The organism is Tautonia sociabilis (genome assembly GCF_003977685.1).
In the GTDB taxonomy this organism is placed as follows: Bacteria; Planctomycetota; Planctomycetia; order Isosphaerales; family Isosphaeraceae; genus Tautonia; species Tautonia sociabilis.
The window spans coordinates 75,724-91,627 of record NZ_RYZH01000008.1; the positions used below are offsets into that span (position 1 = coordinate 75,724).

At 71.6% G+C, this 15,904-nt stretch carries 13 protein-coding genes; 6 read left to right on the plus strand and 7 right to left on the minus strand.

Annotated elements, in window-relative coordinates; translation table 11 throughout:
* Positions 1-38: 38 nt before the first annotated feature.
* Entirely contained in the window at positions 39-1,025 is a 987-nt protein-coding gene (locus TsocGM_RS05950) for a methyltransferase domain-containing protein (RefSeq protein WP_126724385.1), read from the plus strand.
* A gap of 181 nt (positions 1,026-1,206) precedes the next feature.
* Here the strand turns inward: TsocGM_RS05950 and TsocGM_RS05955 are convergent, their stop codons facing one another.
* The 4 genes from TsocGM_RS05955 to TsocGM_RS05970 all read right to left on the minus strand — a co-directional run bounded on the left by TsocGM_RS05955 (position 1,207) and on the right by TsocGM_RS05970 (position 6,386).
* Positions 1,207-2,130, minus strand: a complete 924-nt coding sequence (locus TsocGM_RS05955; RefSeq protein ID WP_126724386.1) for an SMP-30/gluconolactonase/LRE family protein — start codon at positions 2,128-2,130, stop codon at positions 1,207-1,209.
* A gap of 515 nt (positions 2,131-2,645) precedes the next feature.
* Positions 2,646-3,185 (minus strand): hypothetical protein, encoded by a 540-nt coding sequence (locus TsocGM_RS05960; RefSeq protein WP_126724387.1) that lies wholly within the window; start codon positions 3,183-3,185, stop codon positions 2,646-2,648.
* 356 nt (positions 3,186-3,541) lie between these two features.
* Positions 3,542-5,377, minus strand: coding sequence for a hypothetical protein (locus tag TsocGM_RS05965; RefSeq protein WP_126724388.1), 1,836 nt, complete (start codon positions 5,375-5,377; stop codon positions 3,542-3,544).
* A 103-nt stretch (positions 5,378-5,480) separates the two neighbouring features.
* On the minus strand, positions 5,481-6,386 hold the full coding sequence (locus tag TsocGM_RS05970; protein WP_126724389.1) for an alpha/beta fold hydrolase: 906 nt from the start codon (positions 6,384-6,386) through the stop codon (positions 5,481-5,483).
* A 477-nt stretch (positions 6,387-6,863) separates the two neighbouring features.
* Here TsocGM_RS05970 and amrA point away from each other — a divergent pair, with 477 nt between their 5' ends.
* The 3 genes from amrA to TsocGM_RS05985 all read left to right on the plus strand — a co-directional run bounded on the left by amrA (position 6,864) and on the right by TsocGM_RS05985 (position 8,259).
* Positions 6,864-7,508: an AmmeMemoRadiSam system protein A gene (amrA, locus tag TsocGM_RS25850; protein WP_233578414.1), complete on the plus strand. Its 645-nt coding sequence runs from the start codon at positions 6,864-6,866 to the stop codon at positions 7,506-7,508.
* 178 nt (positions 7,509-7,686) lie between these two features.
* A complete protein-coding gene (locus tag TsocGM_RS05980; RefSeq protein WP_126724391.1) occupies positions 7,687-7,869 on the plus strand; it encodes a hypothetical protein in 183 nt (60 codons plus the stop codon).
* A gap of 54 nt (positions 7,870-7,923) precedes the next feature.
* Positions 7,924-8,259: a hypothetical protein gene (locus TsocGM_RS05985; RefSeq protein ID WP_126724392.1), complete on the plus strand. Its 336-nt coding sequence runs from the start codon at positions 7,924-7,926 to the stop codon at positions 8,257-8,259.
* A gap of 592 nt (positions 8,260-8,851) precedes the next feature.
* Here TsocGM_RS05985 and TsocGM_RS05990 read toward each other — a convergent pair.
* The gene (locus tag TsocGM_RS05990) at positions 8,852-9,346 is read right to left on the minus strand and encodes a hypothetical protein (RefSeq protein WP_126724393.1); all 495 of its coding nucleotides are present in this window, start codon (positions 9,344-9,346) and stop codon (positions 8,852-8,854) included.
* Positions 9,347-9,919: 573 nt separating this feature from the next.
* Here TsocGM_RS05990 and TsocGM_RS25855 point away from each other — a divergent pair.
* Positions 9,920-10,621, plus strand: a complete 702-nt coding sequence (locus TsocGM_RS25855; RefSeq protein ID WP_158633399.1) for a DUF6655 family protein — start codon at positions 9,920-9,922, stop codon at positions 10,619-10,621.
* Here the strand turns inward: TsocGM_RS25855 and TsocGM_RS06000 are convergent.
* A complete protein-coding gene (locus TsocGM_RS06000) occupies positions 10,615-11,940 on the minus strand; it encodes a hypothetical protein (RefSeq protein ID WP_233578416.1) in 1,326 nt (441 codons plus the stop codon). The genes TsocGM_RS25855 and TsocGM_RS06000 overlap by 7 nt on opposite strands.
* A gap of 351 nt (positions 11,941-12,291) precedes the next feature.
* Here TsocGM_RS06000 and TsocGM_RS06005 point away from each other — a divergent pair, with 351 nt between their 5' ends.
* The gene (locus TsocGM_RS06005; protein WP_126724394.1) at positions 12,292-13,683 is read left to right on the plus strand and encodes a glycosyltransferase family 87 protein; all 1,392 of its coding nucleotides are present in this window, start codon (positions 12,292-12,294) and stop codon (positions 13,681-13,683) included.
* Here the strand turns inward: TsocGM_RS06005 and TsocGM_RS06010 are convergent.
* On the minus strand, positions 13,647-15,701 hold the full coding sequence (locus TsocGM_RS06010; RefSeq protein WP_126724395.1) for a M13 family metallopeptidase: 2,055 nt from the start codon (positions 15,699-15,701) through the stop codon (positions 13,647-13,649). The two genes, TsocGM_RS06005 and TsocGM_RS06010, sit on opposite strands and share 37 nt — an antisense overlap.
* Positions 15,702-15,904 lie beyond the last annotated feature (203 nt).

Sequence of the window (15,904 nt, forward strand, 5' to 3'; positions counted from 1 at the left end):
CGCTCGGGCGGCGATCGCCGGTCGATTATACTGGGGGCATGAACCCCGAACTGCTCGCCCTGCTCCGATGCCCGACCTGCCGGGGTCGGCTCGAACCCGCCCCCGAGGGGGATTCCGCCCTGCGCTGCACCGGCGGCTGCGCCTCGTTCCCGATCGCCGGAGGCGTCCCCCGCCTGGCGGGAGAGGCCTACGTCGCCAGCTTCGGCCGGCAGTGGAACCGCTTCGACGTGGCCCGGGACCAGGAGGACGAGGCCGTCTTCCTGGCCAAGACGGGCGTCCACCCCCGCGACCTCGCCGGCCAGCTCGTCCTCGACGCCGGCTGCGGAGGAGGCCGGTACGCCCGGCTGCTCGGCCGGTTCGGGGCGAAGGTGATCGGCGTGGATCTGTCCGACGCCGTCGACAAGGCCGCCGCGCTGACCGCCCGGTTCCCCGATGTCGCCATCGTCCAGGCCGACCTACTCGACCTGCCGATCGCCGAGGGGGCCTTCGACCTCGTCTTCTCCATCGGAGTGCTCCACCACAGCCCCGACCCTCGCCTCGCCTTCGCCGAGATCGCCCGCCGCGTGCGGCCCGGCGGCCGGCTGGCGGTGTGGCTCTATCGCCGCAACACCCCTCCTCAGGAGTGGCTCAACACCGCCCTCCGAGCCGCCACGACGCGGATGCCCCCCCGCCTCCTGGAGTCGATCAGCGTCGGCCTCGGCGTGCTCGGCGGCGTTCCGGTGGTGAACACGACGCTCAACAAGGTGTTCAACTTCTCGAACCATCCCGACTGGACCCTCCGCGTCTGCGACAACTTCGACTGGTATGCTCCCCGCTACCAGTCGCACCACACCCTGCCGGAGCTGCGCCGCTGGTTCGAGGAGGAGGGGTTCGAGGACCTCGTCGACCTCCGCCCCTTGAAGGCGGGGCGGCTGTATGATCGGGCCTACGACCTGGATCTCATCATCGGAAGCGGCGTGAACGTGGCGGGGACGCGGCGTCGGGAGCAACCAGCTCCGGCCGAGCCTGCTCTGACCACACGATGATTCGGAACTGGAAGAATGGTCCGCAGGGTGCGATTTGCTCCCGGGAGTCTTCCCTCCCGAGCATCGGGAAGACCGGGCCGGACACGGACCGAACCCCATCGTCTCCGACCGTTCCCCCTGGGCAAGCCGAGGGGCATCGGATCGAGCCGAGGGGATCGTTTGGTCTGGAGCCGCGATCCGGTCACTCGGTCTCCGTCCCGGGTCGGTAGCCGGTCAGGGTGGTTTCGATCCGGTAGAGGGAGACGCCGGCGGTGATGTAGAGCGTGGAGTCGTCGGGGCCGGCGAACTCGACGTTGGTGGGGTTCTCGGGGACGGCGATGAAGTCGACCGGGGTGCCGTCCGGCTGGTAGACGTAAACGCCGCCGAGCGGGCCGGCGCCGGCGGTGGCGACGACCAGGCCGTCGGTGGTGATCGTCATGCCGTCGATGCCTCGGCCGGTGCCGAAGTCCTTGATGACCCTCGGATTGGAGACGGCGCCGGTGGCGGGGTCGAGGTCCAGCCGGAGCAGGACCTTGCGCTCGGGGCCGTTGTCGGAGACGTACAGGGTGGTGCCGTCGGGGCTGACGACCAGGCCGTTGGGCTTCTTCGCGGTCGTCTCCAGCCGGGTGACGGTGCCGTCGGGGTCGATCCGGTAGACGGACTCGGTGTCGAGCTCCCGGAGCTCGTCGCCGACGTAGCGGGGGTCGGAGACATAAACGCGCCCCTGGCGGTCGAGGGCGACGTCGTTCGGGCTGTTGAAACGCTTCCCCTGGAAGGAATCGGCCAGGGTGCGAACCGTGCCGTCGGCCTCGGTGATCGACACCCGGCGGTTGCCGCCGGTGTTGGCTCCCTCGGCGGCGATGAGAAGGCCGTCGGGGGTGACGATCAGGCCGTTGGAGCGCCCGCTGGGGGAGCGGAAGACGGTCACGGCCCCCGTCTCGGGGTCGAACCGCAGGATGCGGTTGCCGATGTCCGAGAACAGGATGGCGCCGTCGGGAGCCCGAACGGCCCCCTCGGTGAACTCCCCCTCGGACCAGAGCACCTCCAGGGTCTCCCCCGGCTTCACCACGCCGGACGAGGGCGGGACGGGGGGGATCAGCAGGGCGGAAAGGGCGAGGGAGAGCATGAGGAGGGCTCCGGGATGACGGAAGGCGGATGACGGAAGGCGGAAGGCCCGAATCGCCGCGGCACGACGCCGGAAGACCGGGGGGAGCGGGCCGGGGTCGGGAACGCTCGAGGGGGCCCGGGGCGGCGTCGGCGAGGCACCACCGGGCCGAGACCGATCACGCTACGGAGCGGGACTGGGCCGGTCAAGCATCGGGGGGAGCACCGCAGGGACGATCGGTTCCTGGAGTTGGGGCGGCGCTCCCCCCTCGCTTCGGAAGCCCCGGCCGGGCTGGCGGAACTCCGTGTCCTCTGATCTCTCGTGTATCCTGATTGGTTTCTCTTGTGTTCTCTGTTTGGTTTGTTGTGCCCGAGCCCCGAGGCTTTTCGTCCCGGTCGGAACCGTCAACCTCCAGGTCAGCGGCAGACGGCCATCCCCGAACTGGCTTCGTTCCGCGCCGAGACGGTGCGTCGTCGTCTCTCGAGTCACACGGGCCAAAACGCGAGAGCCGGCCTCGTCGGGAACGCCGGCCCGCATCAGTCCTTCCGACGGGTCAGCGTGAAGTCGTGGGTGCCGGCGGGCTGGCCGTCCCTGTAGGCGGTCCAGGAGCTGGTGATGTGGTCGGCGTCGTGGAGGAGGAAGCGGCCCTCGTGCATGTGCATGTCGGTGGCGGGATCGAGGTTGGAGCCGCCGTCGAAGGAGAAGACGAGGGTGTCGGGGGAGGAGGCCTCCCGGTCGAGGAGCAGGCGGGGCTGGTTGCCGATGGCGCAGTAGTGGGTGGCGCGGAGGTCGTCGCCGTCGAGGTGGTAGACCGAGATCATCTCGTGGGGAGTGCCGGGGCCGTAGGTCTCGACCAGGGCGCTGCCGGAGGCGATGAGCTGGTAGGTGATGACAAAGGCCTCCTCCCCCTCGCGCTGCTCCCAGGTGCCGACGAGGGTCTTCATCCGCTCGAACGCGGCGGGGCCGTCGAGCCCCTCGGCCGGCGTCGCCCCGGCGGCAGGCCCTTCCGCGCGGGCGGGGGCCAGGGCGATCCACAACGCGGCGGGGGCCAGGATCAGCAGGAGGCGGTGCGACATGATCGGGACTCCGGAATCGGCCGAAGGGCCGGGGGAAGGGAAGGGTGGCTCAAATCCGGGATGATGCCTCCCGGATCCGGGGGCCGGCAGGCCGCGCTCGAGACGGCCAACCGATTCAGAACACATGTATACCATCGGCCGGCGGTGAGGGAAACTGAAATCGGGGAGGATCGGGAGGAGGATTCTCCAGACGGAGAGCGAGGGGGGGGCAGCGCGAGCGGAGAGGGGAAGGCGGGCGGGGGGACGTCTTGGAAGGACGACGAGCCGGCCGCCGGACGGGGGTCCGGCGGCCGGCTCGGGGGGAAGCGAGGCCGATCCGGGGGGGACCGGATCGGCCCGGGGGGTCGAGGAGGGGGTCAGGGAATGAAGATGGGGCCGATGGGCGGCAGGTTGGGGATCAGCTCGATGTCGTTGCGGACGCCGGTCCCTCCCCGGATGGCCGAGGAGATGATGCGGACGTTCTGCCGGGCGCCGATGAAGACGTGGGCGACGGGGTAGCCGGCGACGAAGGAGTCTCGGGCTCGGCCGAGGCCCAGCAGGTAGAGGGTGCCGAGGTTGTTCAGGACCAGGCCCCGGGCGTCGTTGGCGAGGAAGGCCTGGGTGTCGCCCTGGATGTCGAAGACGGCCGATCCGCGGAGCTGCGGGCGGAACGACTCGGAGAGGCCGGCCAGGCGGTTGGGGTAGTTGAGCGAAACGGTGGCCCCGCCCTGGAGCGTGTTGCGGTTGACCAGGTTGACGACGTTCTTGCCGTCCACGACCCCGACGACCCGGGCGACGAGCTGATCGACGCTGCCCAGGGCCTCGTCGCTGCCGGGAGGGGGGGCCGGCGGCAGGCCGGGGGCGCCGACCCGGGCCAGCTCGGTGAGCCGGGCCTGGGTGGTGTTGATCTCCATGCCGCCGAGGATCTCGGTGTCCGGCTGGTACTGGTCGAAGAAGCCCCGGCCGAGGACGACCAGCGGGTCGAAGCCGGGGTTGCCGGTGGCGCCGCCGAGGAAATCGAAGTCTCGGGTGGGGACGAAGGGGGCCGTCGTCGGGACGGCGGCCCCGGTTATCAGGCTGGCGGCGACGTTGATCCCCTGGGCCACGCCGGGGCCGGTGGCGGAGGCGTCGACCAGAATGGTGCGGTAGTCGGTGGTGCCGATGCCGTCGACCGAGTCGATGCTGGCGAGGGTGTCGGTGGTGAAGGCGCCGACGAAGCTGCCGTCGACGGCGTCGTAGGCCCGGACGAGGTTGGCCTGGCCGACGAGCACGACCAGCCGGCTGTTGCCGGCGTCGGCCAGGGCCACGCCGGCGGAGTCGGCGATGCTGGGGACATCGATCGACTGCAGGACGGCGCCGCTCTTGACGTCAAAGCGGAGGAGCTGGCCGGCGACGGGATCGTAGCCGTAGATCTGGGGGTCGACGACCGTCTGGGGGTCGATCGGGTCGGCGAGGATGCGGTTGACCTCGACGCGGATGCCCGGCGGCGGGCCGGTGTCCTCGGTGCCGGTGACGGTGAAGACGGGGAAGAAGTTCCCGTCGGTGAGCACCAGCGAGATGCCGCCCTGCTGGTCCTCCTGGAGGGTCAGGTCGCGGCCGGTCTGGGCGGCCCGGGCGGCGGCGACCTCGGGCAGCTCGCGGAGGAAGACCTGGGTGTTGCGGCCGACGTTGTTGAGCTTCAGCTTGCGGACGCCGCCGATGAGGTTGATCGTGCCGCCGTCGATCAGGTTGAAGGCCCGCAGCCCGGCCAGGCCGACCTGGTTGGCGCCGCTGCCGGCCTGGGCGTCGAGCGGGACGTCGGCATCCTTGACGAACGCCAGGGGAGCGTAGCCGGTGGCGTGGGAGAGGATCTGGGTGCTCGGGCCGGTGTCGTCGTAGACCAGCTCCAGCGCCCCGTCGTCCCGGACCCGGGTGCCGGCCAGGGTCCCCGGGCCGACGAGGTTGACCGCCACCCGCACGCCTCGGGGGCCGACGTACCGGAAGTTCTTCACCGGAGGCGGGGTCGGGGAGGCGGCCTGGGGGGCCTCCATCATGTGGATGCCGCTCTGGGCCTCGACCCCGGCCTGCTCGGCGGCGACCGGCGGCAGGGCCGGGTCGGTCGCGTCGACGGCCGAGCCGGCCACGAGGGCGAGGTCGCCGGCGAGCAGGCGGCGGCCCTCCATCGGCTCCAGGCCCGGCCGGGCCTTTCTGGTCCTGCTGGCGCCCCGTGCCATGTTCCGCACCCTCCTGAATGGTTCGCTCCCGATCGGCGCAGGGGCGCGACCGGGCCGGACGATCCGCGTTGCCGTTCTCATCGGCACGACCGGCCGGCCGACATCACTCCGAAGCGCGGGCCGGGGCGTCGAGGACGGATCGGATCCGGTCGGCCAGGGCGGGCATCTGCCCCGGACTCGGGATGTGGCCCTCGCCGGGGAGCGGCTCGGCGGCCACCAGGCCGGGCAGCAGCCGTCGGGCGCCGCCGAGCAGGGCTCGGGCGTCGAAGAAGACGTCGCGCTCGCCGCAGCAGACGAAGGCGGGGGCGTCGAGGCGGTCGAACCTCCCCGGGCGGAAGGGGCGCAGACAGGCCAGCGTCGGATCCGGGATGACGTGGCGGAAGGCCAGCCCGAGCAGCCGGGCGATGTCCGGATCCGGCTCCAGCCCGGGGCCGTAGAGAGGGCGGACGGCGGCCCTCAGGCTGCGGTCGGTCCCGACCGCCGCGTGGCGGAGCATCGCCCCCGCCATCACGAGCTGACCCCGGAACCGAAGCCAGGAGAGCCCGGCGCCGCCAATGATCGCCAGCCGACCCACCCGATCCGGCCGCTCGGCGGCCAGCTTGAGCATCATCCAGCCGCCGAAGGAGAAGCCAACAAGATCGACCGGCCCGGTTAGGCCGAGGCCGTCGAGCACCCCGGCCAGCCAGTCGGCATAGAAGGGGCCCCGCCGCCGGGGACGGACCTCGGCGCTGAGGCCCGGGTCGCCGATCGTGTCGATCGCCAGCACCCGGCGCGTCTCCGACAGCGGAGCGATCAGGCCGGCCATCGCGGCGGCGTTCAGGTCCAGCCCGTGGAGCACGACGACCGGAGGCGCGTCGGCCGGGCCCGCCTCGAGGGCGTGCGTCGGGCCGAACGCCGAGTCGACCATCCGGGACCGAACAGGCACAGGGAAGCGGGCAAGGCGGTCGTCGTACCAGTCCCGGACGGCCCGGCGGCCGGCGTCGGTCCAGTAGATGGAGGCTCGGGGCATGGCGGCGGGGCATCGGCCGAGGGGGAAGCGGCGGGGCGTCGGCCGGCAACCGGAGGCCGGCCGGGCCGGAGATCGATCGATCCCGGGTCGAGGATCCCGGGCGGGGCCCTCCTCCGTCAAGGGGCCCGCCCGGGGGGGACCGGCCCGATCCCCCTCCCGCCAATGGTCTCGGCAGGCCGGTCGGGGGATCCCCTCCCGGACGATTCCCGATCCTGCGGGGCCGGGGCGGGAGGCGGCGTCGGCGTCGGCAGCGCCAGCGCGGCGGCCAGGCCAAGACCGAAGGCAACTGGTACGATCACGTTGCTCCTCATGGTCGCCTCTCGCGGTAAGGTGCGCTGGCGAGGCGGAGGGGAGCGGGGAGTCCGATCGGGCCGCCCCACCCCGCCTCGCCCCGCGAGCGGGCAAGATCGATGCCGACCGAGGGCTTCGGACGCTCGGCCCCTGACGGCGGGGGCGAGGCGGCGTAGAATGCGGCCTATGGAACGCGAATCGGAGCGATTCAAGCCCGGCGCGAGCATGAATGACCCAGGTCCGGGCCTCCCGGTCGGGCCGCTCTCCCGGTGGGCCCGCCTGCGGCTGCTGGAGGAGGCGAGGGGAGCGATGGCGGCCGCGGTCGCCGGCGGCGGGGTGGTCGAGGTGCCGGGGCCAACCGGCAAGCCGGAGCTGGACCGGCCTCGGGCGGCGTTCGTGACGCTCCGGCGGCGGGACTCCGGGGCCTTGCGCGGCTGCCGGGGGGAGGCGGTGGCCCGGAGGCCCCTGGTGGCCTCGGTCGCGGCCGGGGCGATCGGCGCCGCGACCGACGACCCGAGGTTCCGGCCCGTCTCGACCGACGAGCTGCGGCTGCTCCGGGTCGAGATCAGCGTCCTGACCCCCCCTCGGCCGATCTCCCCGGATCGGATCGAGCTGGGAAGGCATGGCCTGATGATCGTCCGGGGACGGACCCGGGGCCTGCTGCTGCCGCAGGTGCCCGGTCACCACGGGTTCGACCGGCTCGCCTTCCTGGAGGCCATCTGCCGCAAGGCGGGCCTGCCTCCCGGCTCCTGGCGGAACGATCCCGAGGTGATGCTCTTGGCGTTCGAGGCGGAGGTCTGGGGCGAGGAAAACGCCGACAACTCCGGATAAGGCCAGGAGGCCGGACCGGTCCTCCCCGCCCCGGACGGCGCGGCGCGCGGCGAGTCCGGCGCGCCGGCGCGATCCGCGCTTGACGATCGCGGACCGGCGGCGGAGGATGATGCGTGAAGTCGAGCGACCGAGCGGCGGGGGCGGAGGCCCTCGACCTCGACCGAAGGAGTCCGTTTCCATGAGATTGCGATCGAAACACACCCTGGCGCTGGCCGGGCTGGTCGTCGCCGCAACGGCGACGGCGGCCGTGCTACCAGGCCAGGGGCTCGATTCCGGGCCGAAGCTCGGAACGGTCGTGGATGCCTTCGACGTCTACGACGTCACCGGCCCGAACCAGGGCCGAGAGCTCTGTTATCGCTGAGCGTACGGCGCGAGCCCGGTCGTCTGCATTTTCACGCGGACGACGAGCGGGCCCTTGACCGGTCTGGTCAAGGCCGTCGACGAGCAGATCGAGAAGAATCCGGACCTGAAGGCCTTCGTTGTCCGCCTGACGGACACCGACAGCGAGGCCGAGGTCGTCAAGGCGCTGCGCGGCCTGGCGACCGAGTGCGGCATTGAAAACGTGCCGCTGACCCTGCTGGAGAATCCGGCAGGCCCGCCGTCCTACCAGATCGCCGAGGACGCGGAAGTCACCGTCCTAATGTGGCGCTACACCGAGCTGGAAGCCAAGCACGCGTTCGCCGCTGGCGAGCTCGGCGAGGATGACATCGCTCGCATTCTCGCCGACCTGCCGAAGATCCTGGGCGACTGACGCCGCCGCGTGATCGATGCCGGGCCCCTCGACGTCGGGGGGCCCGGCCGCTCGTTCCTCGATGATCCCCTGTCACCCCGGGCCCGCCCTCTCCCGCCGTCGGGCGCTCGACTTCACCCGGGAAACAAACGCCCCTCGCGAGCCAGACCGGCCCGCGGGGGCGTTCGTTTGCGCGGAGGGGAACCGGGCCCGAGGGCGGGCCGGCGCCTCCTGGACAAGGCCGGGGCGGCCGAGGCCCCGGAAGTCGGCGACAGCGGCGGCCTCGTTGGCGACGCGGAGGTGCGCCTGGTCCTCGACCGGGGTGTTCTCGTCTCGGGAGTGCGCTGGACCTCCAGCAGGCAAGGCCGCGGCAAGACGCGCACCGGGCTCCGGACACCGACGCGGTCCTCGGAGAGCGAGCGCCGCAGGTCGTCGATGCCGGCGACCGGGAGGCCGTCGACGGCGACGATCAGATCCTGCTCGACCAGGCCGGCGGGGCCGGGCGGCGCGTCGCCCCCGGCGACGAGGAAGGCGATCCCCGAGGAGAACGGTCCGCTCAGTCCCAGCCCTCGGGCAAGGCCGGGGGCGACCGGCCTCCCGGCCGTCCGATCGGTCAACGCAACGGCATGCCAAAGACGCGATTGAGGTTCAGTCCGCCCCCATAGCCGGGGACGATCCCGTAGGTCGGGCTGGAGAGGCCAGAGGCGCCGGCGCCGAAGGAGTTGAGGGGATAGGTGGTGTAGCTCTGCTGGATGATCGTGCCGGGCGCGCCGAAGCCGCCGGAATACCCGGAGCTGTACCAGGTGGTGGGGGGGGCCCCGGCGACGACGCCGCCCAGGGGAGTGATGGCGGTGTAGCCGGTGGTCGTGTAGCCGGCGTAGGGCGAGGCGACGGCGGCCGGGGCCGGCGTGCCCACGAAAACCCGGGGCCCGCCGAAACCGTAGCCGTAGTTGAAGGCGCCGACGCTCGCGCCGGCGTACCCGCGGTTGAAGCCGTAGCCGTAGTTCCAGGCCGAGTTGCCGACCCTCGCCTGGAACTGGGCCGAGGCCGTGGGGACAACAGCCAGCAGGAGGGCGCCGGCGGCCGCCAGCGGGGCGATGCGTGTCATCGATCGTTCCTCCCGGTCGGTGAGGGTGCGGGGCGTCTTTCCCGATTGTAGGCGATGCGCGTCCGGGAGGGGGGCCTTGGGGCCTTCCGGCGTGGCGAGGGATCCACATCGGTGGGGGGAATTCGACTGGAGTCGCAGGAGGGAAGAGAACCAGAGGGAAGAGAACCAGAGGGAAGAGAACCAGAGGGAAGAGAACCAGAGGGAAGAGAACCAGAGGGAAGAGAACCAGAGGGAAGAGAACCAGAGGGAAGAGAACCAGAGGGAGGAGAAGCGGAGGGAAGCCCGGAACCGAGAGGGCCGCGGCGATCCGCGCCAGGGGGACGACCGGAACACTGGCCGCTCCCCGCCGCATTGGTGCCGGGGCGACTCCGTGGCAACCCACACAATAGGCACAACCGGAACGCGGCGAGGTTGGGGCGTCCTTGGGCCTGGGGGCGGGGGAGGGCGCGTTCCGAAGAATCGGGGGAAGAGAAGGCCGGGCCCGCCGGCATCGGGCGATGCGCCGCAGGATGCGGACGCGGACGCGAGGCGGGCCGAGCGAGGCCGATCGATCGTCGGTCAGGAGGTGCGACGATGTCCGACCGCCCCGGGCGGGGGCCGAAGCGGGCCGCCGCGGCCCTCGCGGCGCTGGTGCTGCTGCTACCGATCGTCGGCGGGACCGGCTGCGGGTCGATCCGAGTGACCGACACGCCGAGGACCGCCACCGAGCAACTGCTGCTCTCCCAGTCGTGGGACAACGCCGTCGGCGCCATCGACTTCTCCCCGCTGGTCGGCCCTCCGGTCTACCTCGACACCTCAAACCTCTCGGGGGTGGACAAGGGCTGGATGGTCTACCGGATCCGGGAGTCGATGGCCCGCCAGGGAGTCAGGCTGGTCGACGACCCGAAGGAGGCCATCTGCGTTGTCGAGGCGGGAGCCGCCGTGTACGCCACCGACTCGGCCTCCTGCCTGCTGGGCATGCCGAGCAACGGCGTCGTCGGCGCCGTGGCCGGGGCTCGAGGGCTGGTGATCCCCGAGGTGGCGCTGGCGAAGAAGTCCGAGCAGTACGGCGTCAGCCGGCTGGCGATGTTCGCCCGCGACCTGCCCAGCGGCCAGATCGTCTGGGAGTCGGGCACGATCGAGGCCGACTCCTTCCTGAAGAACTCCAGCGTGCTGGGCATCCCCATGCGATCGGGCACGATCGAGCACCCGGCCGACCGGCGCCGGAGGCGTGTCCTGAGGGGGTTGCTTCACCGGCTCCAGCCGGTCCCGACCCACGGTCATCCCCCTCAGTGAGCCGGGTTGTCCGGCCCAGGAGCCGAGTCTGATCCGGCCGGAGCGGCTCGCCCGACCAGCCGTCGGGCCGCGTCGATCAGGATCGTGCCGGTCCGCTCGCCGAGTGAGACTCGGCTGATGTAGTCGTAGCGGGGGAAGCTCCGGAAGTCGACCTCGGCGAGGATGTAGCCGAAGGCGTCGTTGGTGAGGCCGAAGAGGAGGTTGTGGGTGCCGGTCATCTTGCGCTTGAGATAGAAGCCGAGGTTCGGCAGCGCCTCGCCGGGGATGGTGAGGATCTGGGCGTTTCCGAGGGTAACGAGGTTGATCCGGGCGTTCACCGAGCGGTCGTCGTTGCGGGGGTAGTCCAGGGGGGAATGCTGGACGACGGCCCAGAGGTCATCGGAGTCGACCGGGAAGCGGACGACCTCCGAGTCGCAGGCCAGCGTCGGGTCGTCCTGAACCGGGGCGTCGGCCAGCAGTCGGGCGGCCTCGTCGGCCATCAGGTGGCCGATGCGGAGGCACTCGTCCCAGGAGGAGATTCCCTCCCAGTCGCCTCGGAGGGGGTCTCGGGGGCGGTCGAGGTCGCGGTTGTCGGCCGTGACCATGCCCCCCTGGGCGCCGTTCATGAACAGGGCGAGGCCGCCGGCCTGGGATTCGATGCGGTCGCAGAGCGGGCCGACGAGGTCGGGGCTGAGGATCCCCTGGTCGTTGCCGAGCACCTCGGGGTGGACGGCGTAGTTGACGATGGTGGCGATCGCCTCGCCGCCGGGAGACTCGGCTCGGATGACGCTCATGCGGCGGTCGTACAGGTCGGGGGCGTAGGAGTTGAAGGCGATCTTGCCCCTCGCCTCGCCGGTGGCGATGCGGAGGAGGGCGGGCTGGAGGCGGTCGATGGCCTCGTTGAGGGCCTCGGCGGCGAGGACGCAGACCGAGTCGAGGTAGGAGAGGTCGGCCGTGTGGCCTCCCCGGCCGTCGGGAAAGGCGTAGCAGTCCGGGGCGCTGTGGGTGTGGGTGGCCCCGATGAGGATGTTCTCGGGCCGAATGCGGCCAACCCGGGCCCGGACCCGATCCCCGAGCACGGAAGGAAAGCCGAGCAGGTCGAGCGAGACGACGGCGACGGCCTCCTCCCCCTTCTGGAAGACGACGGCTCGGGCGGTCAGCTCCCCCTTCTTCTCGGTCGCCGGCCGAGGGGCGCCCATCCCCCCGGAGACGGGGAGCAGCGGGTCGGGGGTGATGATCCGCATCGCGGCGCCGACCTCGAGGCCGGGGGAGTCCTGGGCGCGGCCCGGGAAGGCCCCGAGCGCAAGGCAGGCGATCGTGGCGGTCAGGGCTCGGATCATGACGGCCTCCTCTGGGGACCTCGCCTCGGCCTCGACCCGATCGGACCGGCGATCGTCCGTCCTCGGCGGGGGTCGCCCCGATGCCGCGATCCTACCGACCGTCGCCCGCCCGTCCAATGGCCCGCCGCCGGGAGGCCCGAGGCCGAATCGCTCGGCCGGCTGACGATCGGATCTCGGGGACGGCCGGGATCGACACCCCTGCCCCGCCTTCTCCCGTCGAAACCTCTTCCAGAGGAATCCGGGAGAACCCCGGCCGGCCGAAGTGAGCTAGGCTCCCGAGGGGGAGGAGTCGGCCCCGGGAAGGGGAGGCGCCTTGCGGGGAAACGGCGGGCAGGCTCGGGGAGCGCGACGATGGGAAGAACCGCGGACCCGATCCGACCGCGGGCCCGGTTCGTGGCATCGGCGACGCTGGTGCTGTTCGCGATCGTCCAGCTCTCGCAGTTCGCCGGGGTCTGGCAGCACGTCGGGGTGGGCGGGCTGTTCCTCGGCGGCGACTTTGTGGTGTATTACCAGGCGGGAACGCTGCTCGATCGCGTCGGGGGGGAGAGGCTCTACGACCTCGACGAACAGCGTCGGATGAGGGCGGAGCTGTTCCCGACGCTGTCGGAGGAGACGGCGGATTACTACCTGTATGCGCCGTGGATGGCGGTGGCCGTGCGGCCGCTCTCGTGGCTGCCGTACAAGACGGCCTTCGGGATCTGGCTGGGACTGAACGCGGCGCTGATGGTGCTGGCGGTCGGTCTGGCGTGGGGGAAGAGGTCCGAGCGGGCGGGGATCGACCGGACGACGGCGACCCTCGTGGCGTTGTCGTGGTATCCGTGCCTGCTGATCCTGCTCTCCGGGGGGCAATCGGCGCTGCCGGTGCTGGCGATCTCCCTGGCGGCGGCCTGCGACCGGGGCCGTCGGCCGGTGCTGGCGGGGGCGGCGCTGGCGCTGATGTCGTACAAGCCGACGCTGGCGGGGCCCGTGCTCCTGATGCTGCTGATCGCGGGCCGGTGGCGGTCGCTGCTCGGGTTCGCGGCGGGGGCGGCCGGGCTGGGGGCGATCGGCTGGGAGGGAGCGGGGCCGGCGGGGCTGGGAGGGTTCCTCGAGGCGGCGGCGACGATGGCCCGGCTGCGAGCGACCCGGCCGGAGCTATTCTCGCAGGCCAGCTACATCGACCTGCGCTCGGCGATCGGCGCGCTGCTCGGGTTCGGACCGGCCTCGACCTGGCTGGCGGCGGCGTTGCTGCTAGCGGGGCTGGCCTGGCTGGCGCCGGGGTGGTGGCGGGCCGGCCGGCGTTGGCAGGAGCGGGGGGAATCGGCCTGGGCGCAGGCCTCGGCCTGGCTGCCGATGCTGGCGCCGCACCTGGGGGCCTATGATGCGACGGTCGTGATCCCGGGCGTGGTGCTCGCGCTGCGGGAGCTGGACCGCTCGGGGAGATCGGCGAGGGGGATCGCCTGGCCGGTCGGGGTCGCGTACCTGGCGGGGACCGTCTCGCAGCCGATGGCGAGGGCGGCCGGGATCCCGGCGCTGACGATCGCCCTTGCGTGGCTGGCGGCGGGAGTCTCCCGGGCTACCGCGGCGGACGCCGGGACGCGATCGGCCGCCAGGACCGCCGCCGATCGTCTCGGCCGTCTTCCAAAATCGGTCTTTCCCTTCCCTCCCTCCGAGCCTTCCGGGCCGAATCCGGAGGAAGGATCCGGCCCGGCGGCGAGTGAATCGGATCACCAGATCTTGACCCGTTCCTCCGGAGGCAGGTAGAGGGCGTCCCCCTCCTTGACGCCAAAGGCCTCGTGGAACTCGGGCATGTTGCGGAGCACGCCGTTGCAGCGGAACTCGGCGGGGGAGTGGGGGTCGGTGGCGAGTCGTCGGGAGAGCTCGGCGTCGCGGTACTTGGTGCGCCAGACCTGGGCCCAGCCCATGAAGAAGCGCTGGTCGCCGGTCAGGCCGTCGATCACCGGGGGCTCCTCGCCGCCAAGCGACAGCCGGTAGGCGCGGTGGGCGATCGTCAGGCCGCCGAGGTCGCCGATGTTCTCGCCGATCGTCAGCGCGCCGTTGACGTGCTGGTCGGGAAGCTGCGCGGGGGAGAAGCCGTTGTACTGCTCGATGAGCTTCTCGGCCCGGGCCTCGAACTCCTCGCGGTCGGCGTCGGTCCACCAGTTGTTCATATTGCCGGCGCCGTCATATTTCGAGCCCTGGTCGTCGAAGCCGTGGCCGATCTCGTGGCCGATCACGGCGCCGATGGCGCCGTAGTTGACGGCGTCGTCGGCCTCCATGTTGAAGAACGGCGGCCGGAGGATGGCGGCGGGGAAGACGATCTCGTTCATGCCCGGGTTGTAGTAGGCGTTAACCGTCTGCGGGGTCATGAACCACTCGCCGCGGTCGACCGGCGAGCCGAGCTTCGCCAGGTTGCGGTCGACCTCGAAGGCGGTGGCGCGCTGCATGTTGCCCACCAGGTCGTCGGGCCGGATCTCCAGGGCGGAGTAATCCCGCCACGAGTCGGGGTAGCCGATCTTGGGGTTGAAGGTGGCGAGCTTCTCCAGGGCCTTCCGCTTGGTTTCCTCTCCCATCCAGTCGAGCCCGGAGATGCCCTGGCGGTAGGCTTCGATGAGGTTGGCGACCAGTTCCCGCATCCGGGCCTTGGCCTCGGGGGGGAAGTGCTCCTCGACGTAGAGCTTGCCGACGGCCTCGCCAAGGGCGACCTCGACGGCCTGCACGCCTCGCTTCCAGCGGGGGCGGTTCTCCTCGGCCCCGGTGAGGACGGTGCCGTAGAACGAGAAGTCCTCGGCGACGAACGGCGCGCTCAGGTAGGGGGCGAAGCGGCTCAGGACGTTCCAGGAGAGCCAGGTCTTCCAGCGGTCGAGCGGGATCTCGTCGAGGAGCCCGGCCATCGCCTCGAAGTAGCTCGGCTGGGCGACGATGACCTCGGTCACGCCCCCGGCGCCGTAGGAGTCGAAGAAGCGGGGCCAGTCGAAGCCGGGGGAAAGCTCGGCGAGGGCGTCCAGGTCCTTCTTGTTGTAGGTCAGGGTGGCGTCTCGGCTGCGGACGCGGTCCCAGTGGTGCCGCGAGAGGGTCGTCTCCAGCTCCATGACCTGCTCAGCCTTGGCCCTCGGCTCGGCGATGCCGGCCAGCTCGAACATGCGGGCGATGTGGTCGACGTAGGCGTCGCGGACCTTGGCGAACGTCTCGTCGCGGTAGTACGACTCGTCGGGCAGGCCGAGGCCGCCCTGGAACAGGTTGAGGGCGTAGCGGTCGGACTGCTTGGCGTCGGTGTCGACGTAGCCGCCGAAGAGGCCGTCCACGCCCAGTCGGCCCAGCTCGCCGAGGGCGCGGATGAAGTCGTCCTTCGAGCCAATCGCGTCGACCATCGCCAGTTCATCTCGGATCGGGTCGAGGCCGAGCGCCTCGATGCGCTGCTCGTCCATGAAGCTGGCGAAGAGGTCGCCGACCTTCTGGGCCTCGGAGCCCGGCTCGGCGTCGGCCGAGGCGGCGCGTTCGATGATGGCGCGGAGGTGGGCTTCGGCCTCGTCGCGCAGGGTGTAGAACGAGCCGTCGACGGCGCGGTCGGCGGGGATCTCGGCCGTGTCCAGCCACGAGCCGTTGACGTGGCGGAAGAGGTCATCCTGCGGGCGGACGGACGGGTCGGCGTGGGACAGGTCGATGCCCGACCGGAGCGAGTCCGAGGTTGTCTCGGGGTCGGCCGGGGGCTCGGCGCGGAGGCCGAGGGCCGGGAATGCCAGCAAGGACGCGGCCAGCGCGCCTCGGATCAAAAACGACATGAGTGCGGTGCTCCTTCGACGATGCATCGCGGCCCGGCCCCGGACGGTCGGCCCCCCGGGACGACCCGTCCCGGCGACGTGGGCCCCTGGGCCGGGTCGCGCCCCTTCCTACGAGGGAACCATTCCATCGGATCGCCGGCCGCGATTCCAGACCGATCGGCGAACGGCCGGTCCCGGCGAGCGAGGGGCAGGAGGGTCGGGCG